Genomic DNA, 23300 nt, shown 5'->3' with positions numbered 1-23300 from the left:
TTAATCACTGCGGCTGATTTTTTGTTTGTTTTCTAATATATGTTCTATGAGTCCAGTAGACATAGTTGCCATCTTTTCCATATTTAAGAATTGCATGGCCTGAATACAATCCTTAACTACTTCATCACCCTTAGAGTCATCAATCAAAATGAGTTTGACTCCAATCAAAAATTTTTGTAAGAGAGCTTCATAAGCTTGATCTTCGTTCAATGGATATTTTTCCAATATACGAATATATATTAGCGCCTGATGAATGCAATGATGGCGTTTATCAGTAGTCTGAACCCTTCGTTTGCATAAGGGTTTATTTCTTTATAGTAAGCTAGTTTGTTGATTGCTTTTGGCAATATTTGTTTTAAAGCTTCGGCATCAAAATAGAACATAGAATTATTGAACATGACAAGTTCGTAACGTGTCCATGTTTCCGTTTTGACTAGGTATTTATATAATTCATTCTCTTTAAGATCTACATTTTTGTGTTCAACTCTTGCCAGCAGGACTTCTGTCAGTGAAGCCAAATGATTATGTAATACATTTTTGTCGATGGCATACTCGTTCCGGCAATGCTGCAGTATAAAAGTAAGTTCATGAATATTCTGATCTTCAAACGCATGCTTCAATTCTTTCATTAATTGTTTTTCAACGTTATCCGTATACCCATTACACATAAATTCAATTTCTTCCAAGCTTACATGTAATTTTTCCAATAGTTCCAAAAAATGCGAGGTATACAGATCAGTTTTCCCGTTAATATAACGATTAAAGCTGGCTCTGGACATACTGTTGCCAATCGCTTCTTCAATTTTTATATTCTTATCTTTTCTAAGAGTTGCGACTGCTTCATAAATTTCCATAAGAACTCCTTTTATCAGCACTGTAAAACGTCTCATCTTTGCAACAAAAGTTTCTTGTTCGTGTCATTTTTCCGTTAATCACCCACATAAAAATATACTCCTTATAACAATATTATTTAGGAGGCATTGCTATGTGGGGATTTTTAATTTTCCTAATCTTATAATTATTTTACATTTCAGTCGTACAATAGTCGAGTATTTGAGTCATAAGTATTAATAAGCTGAACGCAATACAACATATGACGGAGGTGAATATGGATTTACATGTTATCGAGTTTATTAAAAAATTATACAAAAATATGAAATAAGTACGATAAACACGTTCTTGATTTTGTAATGAGGAGTATAATATGAGTTTAACCTATATGAATATTTGGAGGTATGGCGTATGAAAAAGTCACTTTATACAGTTGTTAATTTGATATTTGGAATAGTGTTCATTTCTTTAGTTTTTATTTTTTTCTCAGGTTACACTGAGAACGTAAGTAAGAATACTTATATTTTTGGAGGAATATTATTAATGTTGGGAATAGCATTTAATTGGTATATGTTTGTTAGGATAGCCAAAAAAAAGTAAAGGTGGGGTAAAAATGAGAAAAATAGTGTCTACTTTTATAATTTAAATTTAAGCAGCGTTTTAATTCCAAGTATTGTTAGCGCAAGTACTATTAATGAAGGAAACAAAGTGTTTGATGGTAAATATTATTATATTGAACAAAAAAAGACGAAATTTTTATACGTGATAAAGAGACTAATGAGACCATCACTATGGAGCTGTTAAATGATAATAAGGCGATAGTTACTGATGATAACGGAACAGCTTCAACATTAACGAGAGACAATACCGGAAATATTTATGTAGACAATGAAATAGTAAACTCTATTTCCACTTCAAAAATTGCTGACTTGAACATTTCGAATGCTACAGCATTAAACAGTGGTCAATATCATTATTTTCAAACGACTTACTCTAACAGCAGTATAGATGCAAATTTACAAAGCATTGCTTTGGGAATATTTTCTTTTGTTCCTTATGTAGGGTGGATTGGTACTATTGCAGGTGTCGTTGAAGCATTTAGAAGTCTAGGAAAAACAGTAATGTATACAAAAACGGATCACTACTATATTGATGGATATTCTAGATATAAATACGTTACTTATTATTATTCAGATTCTAACAGAACCAAACTCGTTAGAACTACGACTTTTTACAAAGATATGTGGTAATAAAATAGGGCTTAAATTTGAATCTCTGTGTTTTGCAGGAACTTTCTACACAATATTACAAAGAAAAAACACTTTTTTAAATAAAAGCATTACATAAAAGTAAGAACGAGCTGACTCAATGCCCTATGGAAATGCTAATTTTACAGGCATCAACATATTTTTCATTCGTCAGGGGCTGTCTTCTGGATTTTCCACTGCATATGGTCATAGACATGACCGCTCAAGGTCCGTTCGGAAACGGTCCGGAAACCTACCTTTTCATAGAGTTTTTTTGCCTGCAGATTGTCTTTTTCGCAATTCAGGCCGATGACGGTTTCACCCGCAACTGAGGCGAGTGTCGGCAAGGCCTGCAGCAATTGGTGGGCGACACCTTTTCCACGCGCTGACTGCTTCGTCACGATGGAATCCAGATACCATTCTCCGGCAAACGTTTCGCTGTCGGGGAAAAGGTTGGGCGCTGTGACGTGCATTTCCTTAAAAGCTTTCCGGAGTGCGGCATCGATGATGGGTTCGGATGCTCCCGGATAGCCGAAACAACAGCCAAGGATTTCACCGTTTTCTTCATAGACAAGACCATTCCGGTAACTGAATCGGTAGACGTCCTCGTGCATGGCTCGAACCATCGCGGCTTTCAGGACATCCGGATCCAACAGATCGAGCAGCGGTAATTCCATATCCACAAAGATTTCGTGGATCAGATCGTAGAGTTCCGGGCAATCCTCTTTTCGGGCTTTTCGTATCATCATGCATCGTTCCTTCCGTTGTTTTTAATTCCAGTATACCATTAGTTGCGGGGGTGTATCAGTTACTATCCGTAGCTTTTGCGCTGTGGTAAACTGGTTGATAGAAGAAAATTTCTCGTTCGAATGGAGGGATCGGTTTGGCAAAGATGAAGGCCAGCGGGAGTGGGAAGGCAATGAAGCGGATCGTCGTCATCGGGTGCAGCGGATCGGGGAAGTCCACCTTTTCGCGCAAGCTGCAGCAATTGACGGGCAATCCGCTGCATCATCTCGATAAACTATATTGGCTGCCTGATTGGGAATTGCGCTCTGATGTGGAACAGGACCGGGTCCAAAAAGAACGGATCAAAGAGGACAGCTGGATAATCGACGGCAATTACCAACGGAGCCTGCCGATCAGGCTGGGGCGTGCGGATACGGTTTTCTTTTTCGACTTTCCAAGGAGTTTGTGTCTCTATCGCGCGTTGAAGCGGATTGTTTTGAACCGCAAGCGCACCCGTCCCGATATGGGGGAAGGCTGCCCGGAACGCTTCGATTGGGAATTCATGAAATTCATCTGGAACTTCAACAAAAACAACCGGCCGGGCTTGATTGCTTTACTGGATCAGGCGCCTTCAGGCATAGCGATCCATCATTTCCGCAGACCGCGCGAGGCGGCAGACTATTTGCGGGCGTTGGAGGAACAAAAAGAAGAAGTCGCTTAAAACGGCGGCTTCTTCTTTTTGTTGTATTATTGGTTTCCTTGACGACGGTACTGTGAAGGCGTGCAGTTCGACAATTCCCGGAATGTTTTCGAGAAGTGGGACGGTGACTGGAAGCCGACCAAGTGTGCAATATCGGCGATTGCGATATTGGTGTTGCGCAACATTTTTTGCGCTTCATCGATACGGATATGAATCAAGTAGTCGATCGGGGACATGCCGACTTCCTGCTTGAAGATACGGATCAAATAGAATTTGTTGATGTGGACCAGATCCACCAAGTCATCCAAAGTGATGTTCTTGTGGTAGTTCACTTTCATGTAATTCTTAACAGTTTGGATTTCTTTGTGGTTCTTTTTGTTCAGCGAGTTCCGGATCGAGAATTCTTCCAGACGCAACAAGTGGATCAGGATGATCTCGACGAAGCGTTTGCTGACCTCTTCGTAGCCTTGGTTGCGTGTACTCATTTCATCCAGCAATAAATTCAGGAAAGTTGCGGTTTCTTTTTCACCATCGTTGTGGCGGTAATAAGAGAAATCGCTTTCTGCATCCCCGATTTTTGAAAACTCAAGTCCGTGGATACCGACTTCGATGATCTCTGCTGCTTTATCTCCTGTCAGGTCCCAATAGTACTCTACATTTGGATTCAATAAGATCAACTGATCTTTTGAAAGCTTTTCCGTCGTTTCTTTCATTATTAAAGAAACATCCCCAGATGTAACGTAGAAAAGTTTAACATAAGGGAATTTTTGGTAGTTAGTAGGTTGGGCGGCTGTGATTGTATTCTTTTCAGCGAGTACAATCTTCAAGGAGAGGTTTTTTATGTTGGACATGGTATACATATTTATCCTCCTAACGTAATCTATCTGATAGCAACGGTTCGACAATTTGAAAATTAATTGACTCAAATTCCATATCATCCGAACGAGCCAATAACAATAATAATATACTATTTTTTTGGTTTGTCTAGTATATTTTATAAAAATATCAAAATTTAATCCTTGTCATAAAAAGGCTTGTTTGTAATATGTCTGTAATTAAATCTGACATGTACAAGAGAGAAGTTAGAAATAATAAACTTATTGCGGAAAGTATGTTGCCGTTAACGAAACCAATTTATTGATGCGGCAGAGGGGACAAATATTTTTCCATTAATGTACGTGCTTTGAGGAATCGGTGCCGCTCCTCCCAATCGCGGCCGATTGCAATAAAAGTTTCAGGCTGAAGTGATCGCTATCTATTTTAAGCGTGCAATTTAACAGCCCCTTTAACATGGATTATCGGTCCCAAGATAGCGAAAAGACTTTCGGATCATAATAGACAGAAACTCTGTTTTTGTTTATTAAAAGTCTTATGAAAAACAAAATAGCTATAGTCGTTTGCGATTAAAGGCTTGTTAATGGGCGTTTTCAGTTTGGGAAGTTGTTCGAAAAATGCAACATACCTGATGTAAAAATATTTGTTTTTTTGGATGCTAGTATTTCTGCTCATCAAAAAGTGAGGGACAGGAGAGAATAGGAAGGGATGCTTTTCGGGAAATCCTTATAGGTTGGGATTCCTCAGGCGCTGTGCCATATTTGTACGCGAATGCAACAAACGTCATTTCATGTATAGTATAGCACCATCGCGTGAAAACGTCATCTAATAACTGAACATTTTTATATCAACTGATTGGAATTTGTATAAATTTCAATGAATTCTATGTAGGATGTTTGTTTCAGCTTTCAGTTAATTGCACAATTTTCAGTATTTGGCAGCCGATTTTATCAGGTGCGTAGGCTTTCTTGCTTTGTTTTGTGAGCAATATGGTAAAATGGACTTAGAATTGTAAGGGATTACGGTCCGGAGGTGCAAGAGATGAAAGGCGATTACGACCTGTTTTTTGAGTATTATTACGCGATTCATGACTATGTACTGGCTGACAAAGTCGCGGTGACAGAGCACACGTTGCATGATTTCCTGCATACGCAACAATATTATCGATTGTCCCATGAAGTGCAACGTTTTGCGAAGCGATTTGCTGATGAGGAAATCGCTGTGGATCGACTGCTGCTGAACGAACAGGAAGCGCATGAGTGGTATCTTTTCTACTACAAACAAAACTTTCCTGCGGGATATCCTTTCAATCATGCGAACTTGGAATTCATGGAAGGAGAATATGAGTTAAAGGACTTTTCGCCGATAATCGGTCCTCTTGGGCACCAGCCCTTGCATACGGGGATTTTGCGTAAAAGGATGAATGAAGATTATTTTATTTTCCCTTATTTCAAGAATCAAGCGAAGTTATCACACCTCATTCTCAGGCCTATTGTAAACAAATTAATGACAGAAAACAAATATAATGTTAGGAAGTCGATTGAACTCGTTCAGCTTTTTGAAGCTGAAGCAATCGGATCAGGTTGGGAGCGCAACAGAATCAAGGCGCAGATGGAAGAAGTGTTGCTGCAACAGTTACATTACCGCGTCAGTTATTCTGACATAAAAAAACTGTGGCTTCAGATGATTTTCATCAGCTTCCGTTACGAAAAGGATGAGACGAGCTATATCCAGTGGGAGCATCATGATTATGCAGATACCGTCCGGAAATTGGAAAATTTTGCCGCGGTTTTGGATGGTAATCCGGACATTCAGCTGACGGCTGAAGAAGGCGCGTTGCTGAAATGGGTCCGTTTCGTCGTTTTTCGATCCCGGGGTATGCATACCAAAGCGAAAGAAGAGGCGCACAAGCTGTTGGAACGCGAAGAATTGGTGGTGGGGGCAAGTAGGCAACCGCTGTACACTAAGTTGGACATTGTGCCCATAAATGATACTTACAAGGATTTGGTTGTCCGTAAACTGTCGATCGATTTTCGGGATATTTTGGTTTCCTATTTGTTGGATAGTTACATAACCGACCGGAAATATGAAGCAGCCTTTTTCCTGCTGCAACAATCCGATCCTTATTTCAAGCAATTCATCCCTCGTTATTACCGCAGTGCAAATCGCAACAAATGGATGTCGGGGGAGGGCGAAGTTTCCACTGAGCAGCTTTTCCGGGAGCAGTTTCAACGGGTGCGTATTGTTCTGGGGGACCATTGGGTCGATGCGTTGCATAAAGAGATTGAGGAAGAAATGAAGGTAGGGGTTACCCTGAAGAAGGATGCGTTTGATTGGTTGTTGCGATACTTGTATAATGTGATGAACATCTTCCATGAAATGCAGGAGGATGAATTGGCCGACCAGATGAACGCCTTCTATGCGCAGATCCGACTTGCGGAGTAAATAAAAAGAAGCAGCCGACAAAATGCAATGTCATTAACTTAAGCAGCTTGACAACTGAAAAAAAGGCGAGGATGCATTCATTATGCATTCTCGCCTTTTTTTATTGATGAGAGGAGGAATTTTTCCCTCCTCTCCAGATTTCCCGTTATACTTAATGTAGGGAGAATAGTCTGTAATTTAAAAGGAGTGTTCAAAATGACGGTCCAACTGATGGCATTTCAGGAATATATTGAGGAAGCCCAAACTATTTATCTGGAAGATATCCGTGAAGGGAACCCACAAGCCTTTACCCGAAAAAGGAAAACAACTCCCATCGCCTTGATGCTTCAAATGTTTGCGCAAAAGGGGAACTCACAATTTTGCGAACTCTTAAATTTTTACGAGGACCAGGGGAAACCCCTGGATATTTCGACCGTCGCTTTTTATAAGGCCCGAATGAACTACAACCCCAAAGCCATCCGGTTGATGATGACTGACTACATGTCCATGGTTTATGAAGAGAACGATGACCAGTTGGTCAAGCTGAACGGCTACATCGTGACCGCGATAGACGGCTCTGACATCATCCTGCCCTCCACAGAGGAAAACGCCAGAAAATACGGTGTGGCTCGTAACCCCAAGGTATCCGCCAATCCGGTGATGGCATCCGTCTCACTGCTTTATGATTGTATCAACAAATTGGCGATTGACACGTTTGTCGGTCCGTACAAGAGCAGCGAGCGTGCCTCTGCTTCGCAACACCTCTACATATTGAAAGAAACGCTCCGGCAGCCTACCCTCACCGTGTTTGATCGCGGCTATTTTTCGATGCGCTTGGTCAACCAACTGATCCAGGACGGGCAGAAATTTGTGATGCGGATGGATCACCAGAACTTAAAGCGCTATTCCAGCCAGCTTTCTGTCGGGCAAGACCAAACCTTTGAAGTCACCTTTAATCGTTCCCAGACAAACGACTACCGGAATGACAGGACTTTCCGGGCGACCTTGATGAGTACGGTTTATCCCTTGCGGTTTGTAAAAATCCCGCTTCGCAAGCAAGATAGCGAGAAGATAGAGGACGAAGTCCTTTTGACGAATTTAACACCCGAGGAATTTCCATTTGACGACTTGAATGAAGTGTACCGTTTGAGGTGGGGAATCGAAACTGCCTACAACGTCCTGAAAAACCGGATGAAGTTAGAGGAGTTTAGTGGCAACCGGGAACGACTGATCCTTCAGGACATTTATTGTAGTGTCTGGTTGTACAACCTGACGATGCTTCACCTGATCGAAGTGAGCGAAACAAGAGCAATACCCCAAGAACGTTATAAATATGAAATGAAGCAAAATCTCAGCATCGCTATCGGAATCGTGAAAACCTATTTTATCCGATCGTTCATGGGCGAAACACGCGAACAACGGAGAGAAAGTTTCGAACAAATGAGCGAACTGCTTACCAAACACCTTGTCCCCGTCCGCCCACACAGGTCGGTCAAAAGGAAGACCCCTGTGAACAAATCCAAACGTTCTTATCGTTACACATATTAGCCTGGATTCCCGATAAAATTATTACCTGGTTGATAAAAAGACCATAGGTATGGGCTTTTACAGTACCATGTCATAATTATCCGGGAATGAAGGTATTAGGGCAACTTTTTTCATGGAGCTGCCTTGCTTCGTTGTGCCTTCGATTGTCAGAAACGAAAGAGACAGGTGGAAATGAGAGAATTTCTCTCCCATTTCCACCTGTCTCTAATTTGTCAATACCCTTAAGTTAATGACATTGCGACAAAATGTCCGGCTGCTTCTTTTGGGTTCTCGTAGTTGAACTCTGAATTGCAGAGGGTTCCGCGATTCATCGTATCCTTATAGTTGAGTTCTGATCTTAATCGTGGCGGAGGGCTTCTACTGGGTCGAGGCGGGCTGCTTTTTGGGCAGGCATCAGGCCGGCTACCATGCTGATGATCACGCTGGTGACGATTCCGAATACCGCAAAGGCCGGTGTCATATTCAGGATGGCCGTGTCAAACAGATTCTCCACAACAATGTTTCCGACAACGGTGATGAGGTAGGCGATGCCTACGCCCAGAATTCCGCTGAACAGACCGATCAGGAAGGACTCGGAAACGAAGATGCGGCGGATATCTTTCTTCCGGCCGCCGATTGCTTTGATGACGCCGATTTCTTGTGTGCGTTCCACAACGCTGATGTAGAGCACCGTCAAAATCATGATGGCGGACACGAACAAGGAGATGCCGGCAACCCCGGAAAGGATATAGGTGAAGATATCCAGCATCTGGGTGAAAGTGGAAGCCAGGGCATCCGCTGAAGAACCGCGGTAACCTAGGGCAGCTACTTCATCTTTGATGGCTTGGGTATTGTCAGGATCGTCGGATACCAAGTAGACAACATTGGGCTTCACTTCCATATTGTTCTCTGCGGTCAATGTTTCAAAGGAATCAGCCGACATGTATACAGACTCGAATGCGCCGATGGCTTGGCCGGCCGTGTAAATACCGCTGATGATGTAATTTTTTTCCAAGGAATCACCGTCTATGGTTACGTCGAGGGTCACTTCTTTTCCGATGGCTGCTTCCGCAGTAGCGCCCATCTGGTTGGCGATGCCTTCTGTGATCAGGATTTCGCCTTCTTCAGGGAACGCGCCGTACAGGATATTGGAATCGGTCATGCCAGAGGTCGTCCCGAAAGTCATGAAGGAATATTTATTCTCTTCAAAGATGACGTTGTCGCTGCCGATCGTAAGCGAAGTGTAGGCCTGATTGACTTCGGCGACATGCGGGATGTTCCGCAATTCCTCCAGGTTCTCTTCTCCGAACGGATCGGATTGTGTCACGCCGGCTGGAGGACCCGATGGCGCAGAACCGGCAGGTATCTCCGCACCGGCCGGGGTCATGATCATCATGGATGAATCAGTGTTCTCGCTGTTGTTGGTTTCCATCACGATGGGCATCCGCACTTCGCTGACGAGCGGATTGACGTTGGCGTTCATCGTTTCGGTCAGGTAGTCATTGACCCCTTCGCCAAGGGACAGCATTACGATAATGCTCATGATACCGATGCTGCCGCCGAGAGCTATCAGGATGTTCCGGGCCAATTTTTCCTTCATATTAAGAAGGGCTAAGCGGATTGCTGCAAAAAAAGTGAGATTTTTGCTCTTACTTTTCTGCTGCAGTTCAAACGCGTTGTCGTGCAAGGCGATTTCGCCTTGACGGATATCGCCGATGATTTTTCCGTCATCGATCGTGACGACGCGCGTGGAACGGGCCGCTACTTTCTCCGAGTGGGTGACCATGATGACCAACTTGCCGGTTTTGGCGATGTCCTGGATGATGTCCAGCACCTGATCCGTCGTCTGTGAGTCCAAGGCTCCGGTAGGTTCATCCGCAATGATGATATCAGGATCATTGACTAACGCACGGGCGATGGCCACACGCTGCTTTTGCCCGCCGGATAACTGGCTAGGTTTCTTTTTGTATTGGTCGTCAAGGCCAAGTTGCTTCAGGACTTCTCTTGCCCTTGCGACCCGCGTTTTTTTGTCGACGTTCGAAAGCGTCATCGCCAATGTGACGTTATCCAGCACACTCAGGTGGGAAACAAGGTTGAAACTCTGGAAAACGAAGCCGATTTTTTCTTTGTGGTAATTCACGAAATCTTTTTCCTTGAACGTGCTCATGTTTTGGCCGTCAATGGTTATTTCGCCTGTGAACTGGCTGTCCAGACCGCCCAATAGGTTCATCAAGGTCGACTTCCCGCTGCCGGACTCCCCGACGATTGAGACCAATTCGCCCTTGTCCAAGGAAAGGTTGACGTCCTTCAGTGCCTGGAAATCTTCCGAGCCGCTGATCGGGTAATATTTATTCAGATTTTTTAGTTCGACAAAAGCCATAGTTATCGGATGCCTCCTTGTTATTTTAAAAGAAACGACGATGAGTGAGCATTTACTCACTATGCGATTAGTCAAGTATAGCGATTCGGCAAAGGGCTGTCAATGCTATTGCTCATCGGGTCTGAGGCCTTTGACGATCTGTTGGGTCAAATAAGCGATTTCGGCTTCTTTGTCGCGCTTTGTATCCGTGAAAAGGACGTAATGGGTCAGGTGATTACCGAACAGGATGCTCATGATGAATTGCCAAATGACGGGGTTCGGCCAATCGACGATTTCATTTTTCTCTTTGTAGCCGTCGAGGATCGCATAAATGCCTTCTATCAAGTCCTTGGGGATCATGGTGATGAACTCTTGGCAACGCTGTTTATCGTACATCATTTCAGTGAGAAAAATCTTTCCTGACTGGAAATGCTCTTCGGGCATCATAACATCCTTGCGCACGATGAATTCCACGAACCGCTCAAATGGCGCATTCTCTGCAGAGTTGCGGAACTGCTGCACTTGGGTGAGCGCTTCCGTTGAAATGATATCGCGCAGAATCGGGAAAATCGTAGCGTAAAGTAAATTTTCCTTCGTCCCGAAGTGCTTGTAGATGGTCCCTTCAGCAACATTGGCTGCTTTTGCGATGTCCTTTGTGCTGGTGTTGGAGAATCCTTTCGTCGAGAACAGCACGACGCAAGCATCCAGAATATCCTGCATCTTGGGGGACAAGCCCTCTTTACTGCGAATTTTTTGTTTTAAAGCTTCCACAAACTTTTCCATTTAACGTATGCTCCTCTTGGTGATGTTGCTTCCATAGTACTCGGACCGGCGGATTATTGCAAGCCGGCATCAAGGCTTGTCCACTTTCGCGAAATACATGTGATAAATCGCCGAAAAGGTGCTAAGATGAAAGTATGATGAGAACTGGAGGGGAAAAGATGCACAAAAATAAACTTGTTGTGGTGGGTGTGGGTCACGTAGGTTCCTATGTGTTGGCCGACGCGATGAAATTGCGGTTATTTGCGGAAATCGCGACGATCGATATTCTGAAGGATGTTGCCCATGGGGAAGCCTTGGATCAGGCGCATGCGACCGCGTTGACCTATATGTCCAATGTGGATGTACATGCCGGGGATTACGTCGATTGCGCGGATGCGGACGTCATCATCATCGCGGCCGGACCGAGTGTCCTGAAGGATGATAAGAATCCGAATGCCATCCCGGATCGCGCCTCCTTGACTGGGAAAAATGCGGCGGTCATCCGGGAAGTCATGGCCGAAATCGTAAAATATACAAAAGAAGCCATCGTCATCCTGATCACGAATCCATTGGACACGGTAACCTATATCGCAGCCAGCGAATTCGATTATCCGGAAGGACGGATCTTCGGGACAGGCACGATGCTGGACTCGGCCCGGCTGAGGAAAGTGATTGCGCAACAGTATGGTGTCGATCCCAAGAGCGTGACCGGCTATATGATGGGCGAGCACGGATTTACCGCCTTCCCGGTGGTGAGCCGTTTGGCCATAAACGGCATCCGCTATGATGAGTTCGGAACTTATTTCCCGGAAGTGGAGACATTGGATCCTGAAGCGATCGGGGCAGCGGTCGTGAAGTCGGCCTATGATGTGCTGAACGGGAAAGGTTGGACGAATGCCGGGGTTGCGCAATCCGCCATCACCCTGGCGCAAGCGGTCCTGTTGGATGAAAAGAGCGTCCACCCCGTCTGCACGATTCTGCGCGGACAGTACGGACATGACGGCGATGTGGCTTTGAGCATGCCTTGCCTGATCGGCCGCAACGGCGTAGAAAAACAATTCGGGGTCGCTTTGGATGAGTGGGAAACCACCAAATTAAATGCTTCCATCGACTATATCCAATTGGCGATGAAGGATGCGAAAACAGGTCCGTTCAAAAGTTAAGAAGGAGGGCATAGTCGAAAGCTATGCTCTTTTTTTGATGGCATATTTTTTGGAGCGACGACCATAAAGGCATCGCAAAATTTGACAAAGGTGCGCTTGAATATCCATAATTAAGATAAGCAAACTGTACGATTTCATCGGGAACAAATAGAAGTAACACGGGTGCAAAGGATAGGTGCAGAAAGGGGGATGGTTTCAAAAAAAAGAATGCTATCCGATCATCCGAATGCCTGAAAGGAGTGGCAAAAATGAAATTCAAAGACGCGTTTTGGAAAGCCTACAAAGGAATGGGGCGTTCCATCAGTCGTTATCCACTGACCGTGCTATTTTTGATCGCGGTCGCAGTGTTGAACAGCTTCATGATCGAAAATCCGCGCGAGGATTATGCCCGCTATCTGTTCACTTTTTTGGTGGGAGCCATGCTGAGCATCGTCGGCCAAATGGTTTATGAACGTTTCTTTACGCAACTGAATGCCCGCTATCTGCTGATGGGCGGGGCTGTATTACTTACGACCGGCTATTACTTCGCGGTCGGACCGCAGACGCAGTACAATATCGCCATAAGTGTAAAAACGGGTGTGGCACTGTTCGCTCTCATGATTGCTTTTATTTGGATACCATCGATCAAAAGTGTGAAGGTGCCTTTCCACCGGAGTTTTTTGTCGGCTATGAAAGCTTTCTTTACTACCGTACTTTTTTCAGCAGTGTTGACAGGCGGAATCAGCGCCATTTTCTATGCCACTGATTACCTGCTCTTCAACATCGATTTCAAGATTCTCTCGCATCTTATGAATATCGTCGCTTCCTTGTTTGCGCCGATCTATTTCTTGTCGATGACGCCGCTCTATCCGGGCAAACGCGAAGAAATGATTCCGGATGAGGCGTGGGCGAAACGCGGGGAAACGCTCGATCGTCAATTTATGGTGCCGCGTTTCCTGGAAATCCTGATTTCCTACATCATCATCCCGTTGACGGCCATCTATACGTTGATTCTCGTGATCTATGTTGTCATGAACATCGGAGGGGAGTTCTGGACAACCAATCTTCTGGAGCCACTGCTTGTTTCCTATGCGATCATCGTCATCATCGTCTATATCCTTGCTTGCAATCTCCAGAATAAATTTGCTGACCTTTTCCGCAAGATTTTTCCAAAGGTCTTGATTCCGATCGTCGTCTTCCAAACCATCGCTTCGTTTCTGAAAATCAGGGAGATGGGCGTCACGCACGGCCGTTACTATGTTATCCTATTCGGAATCTTCGCGACGATAGCCGGGGTGATCTTCAGTTTCATGAAACCGAAGCATAACGGTTTGATTGCCATCGCCTTGCTTGTGTTGTCGGCCATTTCCATCATTCCGCCGATCGATGCCTTTACTGTCAGCAAGAATAACCAGATTGGCTTTTTGGAACGGAAACTGATTGAAAATGATATGCTGGTGGATAATGCAATCGTTCCAAAAAGTGACGTTTCCATCGGCGATAAGATCGTCATCACCAAGGTCGCTTCCTACATCGACAACATGGGCTACAATAAAGAGGTATCCTACTTGCCGAGCGATTTCAATGTCTACAGTGATTTCAGCGATACCTACGGATTTGACATGACCTATTCCGAAACGGATTACCCGCAAGGCGAAGGCGAGTTCGTCTACCTGAATTGGGATGCCGATCCCGTCGTCGGAATCGCAGGCTTTGATATTATGCTTCACCAGTATCTTTACTACTCCGAAGTCGAAACAAGCCCAGTTGAAACTACCGATTTTGAAGCGAATGGCCAACAATATAAATTGGAAAAAAGATTGGATGACGAGTACTATATTCTGACTTTGAAGGATGCGGCAGGACAGGAACTGATTGCCTATAATACCCGCGAAGTGTACGATACCATTTTCGAGCAGTCTGTAACGTCAGGCTTCGATAAAGGGAATCTGACAATCGAGGATGCGACGATTATCACCGAAAATGACCGCATCAGAATGAATATTTTGGTCAATTCCTTGGAACGCACACCGAATTTCATAGGTGGAGATCTCTACCTCTTTATTGAATTCAAATAAACAAGAGGCCAGTCAGCGTACTTTCATAGCCTCGGATGCGCGAATGTAGCGTGTCCGGGGCTTCTTTTGTGCTTTTTTTCATCAACGGGCATGTGAGGAATAGTGACGCGGGGAAACAGCGGTTGGATAGGGAATCGAGGGCGGGGTTTAACGCTATGTGAGGTTTTGTGACCAAATTTGTTATGAAAAATTCGACATGAGCCCGAAATCCCCTTATAGTTAGTTTTATGATTGAATTGCACCCAAAAATAAGGGGCTGAACCGACCTTTGTGTGATTAAAGCTTACACGAGGAGGAAGGGAGAGATAGTATGGTGTACGGGATGGAGATTGAAGGAAACAAAAAAATATATGATTTCGAGTCGGTCCTCAGCAGAAAAGACAAAGGCTCCGTGAAATGGCAACAGATGTACCAATGGATGCCGGATGTAGCCGCTGATGTGGTGCCGCTGACGGTGGCGGACATGGAATTCAGGACCGCACCGGAAATCACCAAAGGCCTACAGGAATATTTGGAGGACAACATATTGGGCTACAGTGTGCCAACCGAAGGCTACTATCAAGCAGTCATCGATTGGCAACGGCGCCGGCACAATTTTGAAGTGGAGAAGGAATGGATCTTGACCAGTCCTGGCGTCGTCTCCGCCTTCTATGCGGCGGTCAGGGCTTATACGCAGCCCGGTGAGGGTGTCATCGTCATGACGCCGGTCTATTATCCTTTCTTTGGGGCCATCGAAAACGCGGGTCGGAAAGTCGCCAGGAATCCGCTCTTGAATCGCGCTGACGACTATACGATCGACTTCAAAGGGCTGGAGCATCTCTGCCGCAAGAAAGAGAACAAGCTGATCATTTTCTGCAGCCCGCATAATCCGGTCGGAAGAGTGTGGACGGAAGAAGAGCTGGCGCGCTTAGCGGATATCGTGCTTCGCTATGACATGATCATTGTTGCGGATGAAATCCATCACGATCTGATCATGCCCGGTTACGAACATAAAGTTTTCCAGACACTTTCCCACGCGGTGGCGGCAAGGACGATTACCTGCACTGCACCCTCCAAAACATTCAATCTGGCTGGGCTGTGCACTTCCAACATCATCATTCAAAATGAGGCTTTGCGGAAGAAAATGTCCGATGCGCTCGCAAGTGTCGCCTGCGGCATGGTCGGGACGCTGGGGTTGGAAGGGTGTCGGGTCGCATACAATGAAGCGGAACAGTGGCTCGATCATCTAATTCCGGTCATCGACAGGAACCAGCATCTGGTGCGCGATTTCTTCGCCTCAAATTTCCCTAAAATAACCGCGCCTTTGGTTGAAGGGACTTATCTGCAATGGGTGAATTTCAAGGCGCTGGGATTTTCGCCGGAAGAACTGGAACGGTTCATGCGTGAGGAAGCGCAGTTTTTTACCGATGAAGGGTATATCTTCGGCGAAGAGGGTGAAGGTTATGAGCGCATCAATTTGGCCGCGCCGACCAAAGTGATTGAAGACACACTCAACCGTCTTGGGGAAGCGTTGTACAGCATTTATGATAAAAAGTAGGAATATATGACGGACCGCAGTTGGTTATGCGTTCCGTATTTTTTTTGCACCAGACCTGTCCCGGCCGGTAAACTCTGTGATATGATGGGTGTACTATTTTCATCAATCAAGGGAAGGTGTGGGGTTGTGTCGAAAGGAAAAGGGAAAGTGATGCTGTCGATGCTGATATTCGGGACGATCAGCATCTTCGTCAAAAATATCGATTTGGCCTCCAATCAGGTTGCCTTCTTCAGGGGCGCTTTAGGGAGTCTGTTCCTCTGGGGAACATTGGTGGTGCGCAAGGAAAAAATCCCTTTGGCATTGGTGAGGAAAAATGCCAAGTTCCTGTTGCTTTCGGGTTTTGCGGTCGGCATGAACTGGATTCTGCTGTTTGAAGCTTTCCGCTACACAACGGTATCGAATGCGACGTTGAGCTATTATTTCCAGCCGATTTTCATGACGCTGTTGGCGCCGTTCGTCTTCAAGGAATCCTTGACCGCGAAGAAGATTGCTTGCGTCCTGTTGGCGATGCTGGGGATGTTCCTGATCATCGGCGTGAGCCCCAACTCGGGTACTTATAATCATCCGGTCGGGATCGGGCTCGGATTGGCTGCAGCGTTTTTCTATGCGGTGGCCATCATGTCCAACAAAAAAATCGCGGGTCTTGGCGGGATTCCATTGACTGCTTTGACGCTCGTCATCGCAACCGGAATCCTGACCCCCTATGTTGCACTGACTTCCGGGTTCGGATTGGGACAATTGACTGGAGGCTCCATCACCAGTCTGCTGGTTTTGGGGATCATCCACACGGGGATAGCCTATGTGCTGATGTTTGCAGGCGCCCAAGCTGTCGAGAGCCAGACATTCGCTGTGCTTAGCTATGTCGATCCGGTGACGGCGATTGTGGTTTCGGCTGTATTCCTGAAAGAGGACTTGTCACCCGTGCAATTGGCGGGAGGCGTGCTGATACTGGCTGCGGCCTTCCTGAACGAATTTCTGGGCAACAGAGAGAAACAAATAGCGACCAGCAAAGAGTAGAAAAAGCAGAAATGAGGCAGCCTCGTTTCCGCTTTTTGTCGTAAAAAACACAAAAAACCGGACAGATTTGTCCGGTTTTCGTAGAGCAGAATGCCTCGTTGCGTATGGCAGTACGCGGGTAAGACAATTTCTTCTCAAGAATGGAGTCATTTTTCCGACGCTTACTGACTGAGCGATCTCACGCCGGGAGGATTTCATTAAGAAATGAAGGTTCCTCTTTTATGGATGCACTCAGTATACGCCATAACTATTTGCGAGAAAAGATGCCGAGCCCCGAATGAAAGAAATCCCTCACAACTTGTGTCCTTACGCTTTGAACAGTGAGAGAATCTTTTCAGACGGAGCAGCTGTTCCGATGATCATCACCAGATAATTCGGCTGATTTTTTTGTAGTAATCCATCTTAAGTGCGACATTGTGCTCATAGTCGAGCTTGAAATAGCTGGTATAGAGGCAGTCCAGCAAGAACAGCAAAGAAAGCCTGGTCGAAAACGAAGAAATCTTATTATAATGACTTTCGTTCGAGCTCATGTAGAGATGGTGCGTAGCCGCATCCGCGAAAGGGATCTCATCAGTGGATGTGATCAACAGGATGGGCGATCGGTTATTCTTCAGGATATTCACGATTTCGGGAATGACCGTGCCCCGTCCTCCGTAGGAAACAACGATGGAAAGATGCGAAGAATCGCTGGCGGCCGCCGTCAGACGTTGATGATACTCCTCAATCGGGACATTGACGAATCTGCCGATTTCCTGCATCTGGAACTTGAAGTTCTCGGCGAAAAACAGATTTCCGGCGGAGGTATAAAGGTCGATGGCCGGCACCTTTTTCATCAAGGAAGCCGCTTGCCGCAGCTGTTCCAGATCCAAGTTGTTGAGCGAGGACACCACGGTCTGCTCATAGAGTTCCTGCATCGTCCGCGTGATCTGGTACTGGGTTTCGTTGGAGTGGATCGGATAGTTGAAATCCAGGGTCGTCCGTTCCTTAAGATAGTCGCCGACAGAAGACGAGACCAGTATTTTCAGTTCGGAAAGGCCGGCTAGATCCAATTTTTTGCACAACCGGTAAATCGTTGCGTTCGAAATGAAGCTGGCTTCGCTGATTTCCGAGGAGGTCATCTTCACGAATGCTTCGGGATTTGCTTTTATGTATGAAACCAAAATTTTCTCATTCTCGGTCAGGCTCACTAAATTGTCCATTTTGCTGAAGATATTCATCTGTCGTCACCTCATTGCTATTATAGCCTAGTTCCTGTTTTTGGAACAGCTTACATTTTCATCGTGTGTTAGATTATAAGAACGGTCATCCGGATTCCCTATTGGATCAAGATGGCCGTTCTTTTGTTGGATACCTATTTTGAAATAAACTGGCTCTTGGTTATTTCTTCAAAAAAATGCGCAGGAAATCCGATTCGGAAAGCAGGGTCAGATTGTGGCCGCTGCCTTGCAGTTCGCGGACGGATTGGATTTTGCGGCTCTCGCTCGGTGTGCCGATTTTGCGCCAATCATTGTCGGCTACGACCAGGTAGAGCGTCTCGTAGCTCAGATTGGCGTCGAAATGGCCACCGACATCGACGACGAGCTGCGCCAAATCATTGCGCTTCAATTTCTGGAAACGGCCGGTAAAGCAGACGTGCTTGTCGTAAAAGACGTGTTCCATATCGAACAGCAGGCTCTTCGGCTTCAGCGGTGCGGCAGTTTTTGCCCGTTTGGAAGGGGTACTTTTGCCGCCTTTCGCCACTCCGAAAGCATGCGAGAACAATTTCCCCATCCGGTATTGGTATTCGTCCAGAAAGCCTTGGATGTCGTAGTCGTATTGCGCCAGCATTTTGCTGGTGATCAGCCCGCAGGCGACCGCATCCTCCACGGCATTATGGTGGTTATCGATCGTCATGCCGAAGTAGTCCAGGACTGTCGGCAAGCGGTTATTGTGCAAATCCAGCATGCGTTGGGCCATCTTGCAGGAACAGAAAAATTCGTTCTGCATCTTAGGCAGTTTGTAGGTTTCAATCGTCTGCTGCAGGCAGCTCATGTCGAATTGGGCAAAGTGGGCGACCAGCGGATCTTCCCCGATGAAGGAACGGATGTCCGGATAAAGTTCGTCGAAGGAAGGTTCGCGGGCGACCATGGCCTCGGTGATGCCGTGGATTTGGATATTCCCGCGGCTGAAATATTGGCGCGGATTGATGAGCGCGTAGTAGCGGTCGATTTCCTTCCCGTTGGAAAAGCGGCTCAAGCCGATGGAACAGACGCTGTCACCACGGCTGTTTGCAGTTTCAAAGTCAATGGCGACGTAATCCATGTGCATACATACTCCTTTTGGTTATTTAGTGAAAAATGAATAGATGGCCTATTGCTGCTGCAAGGCCATGATCTGTTGATAGTAAGGGATCATGCTGCCCAAAGCCGCGCCGATGATGAAGAACAGCAGCATGCGGATCAACTGGTAGGCCCAGCTTGCTGTATAGTCCCGTGACGGGTTTTTATTGGAACGTCGGAAGAGGAAGAACATGCCGATCCCCGCAATCCAACCGATGGCTGATAAGAGTGCTTGGGAAGTCGCCGGATTCAGGTAGCCGACCACGAAGCCGACAACCGTTGCAAAGGTCAACAAAAGCCTTTGCTTCATTTTTTCTGTCATCAAAATTTCCCCCTTTTTCGTAAGCCTATTCTACCACAAAGCGCTCTTGCGGAATATGGTTGTGATCCGACAAAAAAGATCAGAACGCCTATTTGTCGGTTGAACTGTTCATGTCGCAACGCAAACAGCCGAGAGCTGCCCGGTTTGTCGGTTGAACTGTTCGTGTGGTAACGCAAACAGTCGAGAGAGCCTCTATTTGTCGGTTGAACTGCTTGATTCGTATCACAAACAGCCGACATCTGACGATTCGTGCGCTTGCAAATCAAAAAACCGTCTCATGACAAGACGGTCGGTAGCGGTTTTAGAGAAACAACAAACCATCGAGATCAAGGATGACGATTTCCCGGTGGTTCAGTTGTTTGATGAGATGTTGGTCCTCCAAGGAACCCATCTTCCGGCTGATCGTTTCCGGTGTCGTTCCGAGGTAGGAAGCCAGATCCTTCTTCGACATCGGAAGGGTGATTGTGTCGCCGTCCTTCGTGGCCAGTTCGGCAAGGTAAAGGGCCAAGCGGGATTCGACTTTTTCGGTCGCCACGTAGGTCGTCTGCCGTTCCGACTTTTCCAGACGGTTGGAGAATTCCTGCAGCAACTTCAGGGAGATGGCCGGGTATTTCAACAAAAAGTGCTGCAAATCGCTCCTTTGCATCCGGCAGACTTGGGTCTCTTTCACGGCTTCGGCATAGGCTTCGTGCTTCGATTCGCTGAAGAGGGCCAACTCGCCGGTGAAATCGCCCGGGTAGAGGAAGCGCACGAGCTGTTCCTTCCCGGATTCGGCTAACCGGTAGATGCGAATCAGGCCGGAATGGAGGATGTAGAGCGTATCCGACGCATCGCCGGGGCGGTAGAGCAGTTCGCCTTTTTTGTAGGTCGCCGGATGGGTGACGGACATGATTTCGTCCATCTGATCCGGCTCCAGGTGATTGAAGATCGGCACAAGCGAGATGCAGGAACTTTGCGCGTTACAGGTGCACCCTGCGCTGCAATTGTGCGCCGGTTTGTGGGTTTCGTTCATTGAGCTAATCCTCCTTTTCGGAATGGGACATGGGGCCTTGGTTGCTTAAATTGTACCGCAATCCACCGGCTGCATGCGAATTTTATCTTGGTTCAGCGTTCGATTTCCGGCCGAAACCGATCAGGCGCATGGCGTTCAGGATGACGGCCAGGATGCTGGCTTCATGGATAAACATGCCACTGGCGAGATGGACGGATCCCATCAGCACGCCCGCCAAAAGGAAGAGGACGACCCCTACCGCGATGGCGATGTTCTGTTTCATGTTGCGCATGGTCGCCTTTGAGAGCGAATAAGCATGAGAAAACTGCATCAGCTTGTCGGCCATCAGCACAACATCGGCCGTCTCCATCGAGATGTCGGTCCCGCCTTCACCCATGGCCAAGCCGATGTCGGCGGTCGCGATGGCAGGCGCATCGTTGATGCCATCCCCGGCCATTGCCACAACGGCTCCATCTGCCTGCAGTTGTTTGACGAAACGCACTTTATCCTCCGGCAACAGCTCGGCATGGAAGGCGTCCAATTTCAATTGTTCCGCGACCGCTTGGGCGGTATGGCGGTTGTCTCCCGTGAGCATGATGATCTGTTTGATGCCGTTTCGGCGCATTTCGGCCAAAGCCTGCGGTGCGTCCTCGCGGATCTGATCGGCAATGGATAAGAGCCCGGCGAGCGTGCCGTCAACGGCTGCGAAAACGACAGTATTGCCGGTTTTTTCGCGGGCAATCGCGTAGTTTTCCGCCGCTTCATTTATAAGGATTCCGGCCTGTTCCATCAGTTTGCGGTTGCCGGCGACGAGATGGCGGTTGTCAACTGTCGCTTTCAATCCGTTTCCTTTGATGACTTCCGCATCTTTCGGCGCAGCGGCCATTTCCAGGCCTTGTTGATGTGCGTATTTCACAATTGTTTGTCCGAGATGGTGTTCGGAAATGCGCTCCGCCGAAGCCGTCAGCTGCAGCAATTCCCTGCGGTCGATGTTGCCAACGATATGGATGTCGGTAACTTCCGGTTTGCCTTTCGTCAACGTGCCGGTCTTGTCGAAAACAAGCGTATCGACTTTGGAGAAGCGATCCATGACTTCGCCGCCTTTCACCAGCACACCGTATTTGGCGCCGTTGCCGATGCCGGCGACGTTCGATACCGGAGCGCCGATCACGAGCGCACCCGGGCAGGCAATCACAAGGAAAGTGATGGCAAGATGCAGGTCGCGTGTCCAAACGTAAACGATGACGGAGAGCGCCACGATGGCAGGCGTGTAGAAGTTGGCGAAGGCATCGAGGAAACGTTCGGCCTTGGATTTGGATTCCTGGGCCTCTTCGACCAATTCGATGATTTTGGCGAAAGTTGTGTCATCTCCGACCTTTTCCGCGATCATTTCGATGAAGCCGTCGTCCACCAATGTCCCCGAAAAGACTTTGTCATCCAAGGATTTATTGGCCGGGATCGCTTCCCCAGTCACAGCGGCTTCGTTGATGGCTGCCTGCCCCTTCACGATGATGCCGTCAACCGGAATTTTGCCGCCGGGCTTGATGAACAGCCGATCCCCGACAGCGACTTCCTCGACCGGCACGACGACTTGGTCAGTACCATGCATTACTATGGCTTCCTGAGGCGCCATGTCGATCAAGGCGCGTAGAGAAGAACGGGTTTTTTCCAAGGTGCGCGCCTCCAAGAAATCGCCGAACAGAAACAGAAAAGTCACAACGGAAGACTCCGTATATTCGCGGATGAACAGCGCGCCGATGACCGCGATCGTCACCAGCAACTCGATGCTGAAAGCCTTCATCCGCAACGCCAAGTAGGCTTTGTACATGATCGGCACCACCGCGATGAGCGTCGCGAGGATAAGCGCGTAGTCAGCAGCCGCAGCATTTCCGAGGGTATTCAGGATGAAGCCAAGCGCAATCAGGAGACCTGACAGAGCGGTGATGCGGTTTTTGTATTTATTGATCCATTTGATCATTTGAATGACCTCCTCTTGTATTTCCTATAGCCTAATCATACGACATCAGGCAGGAAAGCGACTTGATCATGGTCAAGCTTTGGATGCGGAAATACGATCAGCAGAACCTCAGCCGTTTTCCTCCGGCGAACGGAGGCTACGCCGGAGTACAGCCCACATTTAAGCCTTGTGCTCCTACGAGAAGCTGCTCGCAGGAGAAGGGCCCGCACATTACCGCTGTACTCCGGGGTGGGAAGCCTCACCGGAGGAACGCACCGACTTCGCCGCTCAACTCCGATGAGCGGCACGCAATCGTTCTCCTCCGGCGAACGGAGGCTATGCCGGAGTACAGCCCACATTTAAGACTTGTGCTCCGACGAGAACCTGCTCGCAGGAGAAGAGCCCGCAAATTACCGCTGTACTCCGGGGTGGGGAGCCTCGCCGGAGGAACGCAGCGCTTGCCCGGATGCACGCCACCGCTCAATGGTATCCGAACACAAAAAAGCTGCCTGCAAATTGCAGACAGCC

General features: G+C 47.1%; 19 protein-coding genes. 8 read left to right on the top strand and 11 right to left on the bottom strand.

Annotated features, from left to right (window positions below):
* Both PH235_RS12435 and PH235_RS12430 read right to left on the bottom strand, forming a co-directional pair.
* Entirely contained in the window at nucleotides 1-210 is a 210-nt protein-coding gene (locus PH235_RS12435) for a hypothetical protein (RefSeq protein ID WP_272162654.1), read from the bottom strand.
* Nucleotides 211-239: 29 nt separating this feature from the next.
* Nucleotides 240-854, bottom strand: coding sequence for an Rgg/GadR/MutR family transcriptional regulator (locus PH235_RS12430; protein ID WP_272162653.1), 615 nt, complete (start codon nucleotides 852-854; stop codon nucleotides 240-242).
* A 768-nt stretch (nucleotides 855-1622) separates the two neighbouring features.
* Between PH235_RS12430 and PH235_RS12425 the strand changes: the two genes are divergently transcribed.
* The gene (locus tag PH235_RS12425; protein WP_272162652.1) at nucleotides 1623-2081 is read left to right on the top strand and encodes a hypothetical protein; all 459 of its coding nucleotides are present in this window, start codon (nucleotides 1623-1625) and stop codon (nucleotides 2079-2081) included.
* Nucleotides 2082-2242: 161 nt separating this feature from the next.
* Here PH235_RS12425 and PH235_RS12420 read toward each other — a convergent pair whose 3' ends face one another.
* Nucleotides 2243-2827: a GNAT family N-acetyltransferase gene (locus PH235_RS12420; protein WP_272162651.1), complete on the bottom strand. Its 585-nt coding sequence runs from the start codon at nucleotides 2825-2827 to the stop codon at nucleotides 2243-2245.
* A gap of 134 nt (nucleotides 2828-2961) precedes the next feature.
* Here PH235_RS12420 and PH235_RS12415 point away from each other — a divergent pair, with 134 nt between their 5' ends.
* Nucleotides 2962-3525, top strand: a complete 564-nt coding sequence (locus tag PH235_RS12415) for a hypothetical protein (protein WP_272162650.1) — start codon at nucleotides 2962-2964, stop codon at nucleotides 3523-3525.
* A 26-nt stretch (nucleotides 3526-3551) separates the two neighbouring features.
* On the opposite strand, the gene PH235_RS12410 is transcribed toward PH235_RS12415, so the two are convergent.
* The gene (locus tag PH235_RS12410) at nucleotides 3552-4364 is read right to left on the bottom strand and encodes an AraC family transcriptional regulator (protein ID WP_159072203.1); all 813 of its coding nucleotides are present in this window, start codon (nucleotides 4362-4364) and stop codon (nucleotides 3552-3554) included.
* Nucleotides 4365-5379: 1015 nt separating this feature from the next.
* On the opposite strand from PH235_RS12410, the gene PH235_RS12405 reads away from it, so the two are divergent.
* Complete coding sequence (locus PH235_RS12405; protein WP_272162649.1) at nucleotides 5380-6783, top strand: hypothetical protein; 1404 nt, start codon at nucleotides 5380-5382, stop codon at nucleotides 6781-6783.
* Nucleotides 6784-6978: 195 nt separating this feature from the next.
* The gene (locus PH235_RS12400) at nucleotides 6979-8310 is read left to right on the top strand and encodes an IS4 family transposase (protein ID WP_272162648.1); all 1332 of its coding nucleotides are present in this window, start codon (nucleotides 6979-6981) and stop codon (nucleotides 8308-8310) included.
* 337 nt (nucleotides 8311-8647) lie between these two features.
* Here the strand turns inward: PH235_RS12400 and PH235_RS12395 are convergent, their stop codons facing one another.
* Together PH235_RS12395 and PH235_RS12390 are read right to left on the bottom strand one after the other, a co-directional pair.
* Nucleotides 8648-10669: an ABC transporter ATP-binding protein/permease gene (locus PH235_RS12395; protein ID WP_272162647.1), complete on the bottom strand. Its 2022-nt coding sequence runs from the start codon at nucleotides 10667-10669 to the stop codon at nucleotides 8648-8650.
* Nucleotides 10670-10774: 105 nt separating this feature from the next.
* Nucleotides 10775-11431: a TetR/AcrR family transcriptional regulator gene (locus PH235_RS12390; RefSeq protein ID WP_272162646.1), complete on the bottom strand. Its 657-nt coding sequence runs from the start codon at nucleotides 11429-11431 to the stop codon at nucleotides 10775-10777.
* 158 nt (nucleotides 11432-11589) lie between these two features.
* Between PH235_RS12390 and PH235_RS12385 the strand changes: the two genes are divergently transcribed.
* The 4 genes from PH235_RS12385 (at nucleotide 11590) to PH235_RS12370 (ending at nucleotide 17184) form a co-directional block, all read left to right on the top strand.
* On the top strand, nucleotides 11590-12573 hold the full coding sequence (locus PH235_RS12385) for a lactate/malate family dehydrogenase (protein WP_272162645.1): 984 nt from the start codon (nucleotides 11590-11592) through the stop codon (nucleotides 12571-12573).
* A gap of 248 nt (nucleotides 12574-12821) precedes the next feature.
* Nucleotides 12822-14630: a DUF4153 domain-containing protein gene (locus PH235_RS12380; RefSeq protein WP_272162644.1), complete on the top strand. Its 1809-nt coding sequence runs from the start codon at nucleotides 12822-12824 to the stop codon at nucleotides 14628-14630.
* A gap of 310 nt (nucleotides 14631-14940) precedes the next feature.
* Nucleotides 14941-16167, top strand: coding sequence for a MalY/PatB family protein (locus PH235_RS12375; RefSeq protein ID WP_272162643.1), 1227 nt, complete (start codon nucleotides 14941-14943; stop codon nucleotides 16165-16167).
* A 126-nt stretch (nucleotides 16168-16293) separates the two neighbouring features.
* Entirely contained in the window at nucleotides 16294-17184 is an 891-nt protein-coding gene (locus tag PH235_RS12370; RefSeq protein ID WP_272162642.1) for a DMT family transporter, read from the top strand.
* Between the two features lie 362 nt (nucleotides 17185-17546).
* On the opposite strand, the gene PH235_RS12365 is transcribed toward PH235_RS12370, so the two are convergent.
* The 5 genes from PH235_RS12365 to PH235_RS12345 all read right to left on the bottom strand — a co-directional run bounded on the left by PH235_RS12365 (nucleotide 17547) and on the right by PH235_RS12345 (nucleotide 22793).
* Entirely contained in the window at nucleotides 17547-18401 is an 855-nt protein-coding gene (locus PH235_RS12365) for a MurR/RpiR family transcriptional regulator (RefSeq protein ID WP_272162641.1), read from the bottom strand.
* Between the two features lie 160 nt (nucleotides 18402-18561).
* Nucleotides 18562-19485 (bottom strand): exonuclease domain-containing protein, encoded by a 924-nt coding sequence (locus PH235_RS12360; RefSeq protein WP_272162640.1) that lies wholly within the window; start codon nucleotides 19483-19485, stop codon nucleotides 18562-18564.
* A 48-nt stretch (nucleotides 19486-19533) separates the two neighbouring features.
* On the bottom strand, nucleotides 19534-19824 hold the full coding sequence (locus tag PH235_RS12355) for a hypothetical protein (RefSeq protein WP_272162639.1): 291 nt from the start codon (nucleotides 19822-19824) through the stop codon (nucleotides 19534-19536).
* A 301-nt stretch (nucleotides 19825-20125) separates the two neighbouring features.
* The gene (locus tag PH235_RS12350) at nucleotides 20126-20836 is read right to left on the bottom strand and encodes a Crp/Fnr family transcriptional regulator (protein ID WP_272162638.1); all 711 of its coding nucleotides are present in this window, start codon (nucleotides 20834-20836) and stop codon (nucleotides 20126-20128) included.
* An 82-nt stretch (nucleotides 20837-20918) separates the two neighbouring features.
* The gene (locus tag PH235_RS12345; protein ID WP_272162637.1) at nucleotides 20919-22793 is read right to left on the bottom strand and encodes a heavy metal translocating P-type ATPase; all 1875 of its coding nucleotides are present in this window, start codon (nucleotides 22791-22793) and stop codon (nucleotides 20919-20921) included.
* Nucleotides 22794-23300: the final 507 nt, after the last annotated feature.

The organism is Trichococcus sp. K1Tr (assembly GCF_028309625.1).
In the GTDB taxonomy this organism is placed as follows: Bacteria; Bacillota; Bacilli; order Lactobacillales; family Aerococcaceae; genus Trichococcus.
The sequence above is the reverse complement of the archived record's forward strand: the minus strand, read 5'-3'. Positions and strand labels throughout refer to the sequence as shown.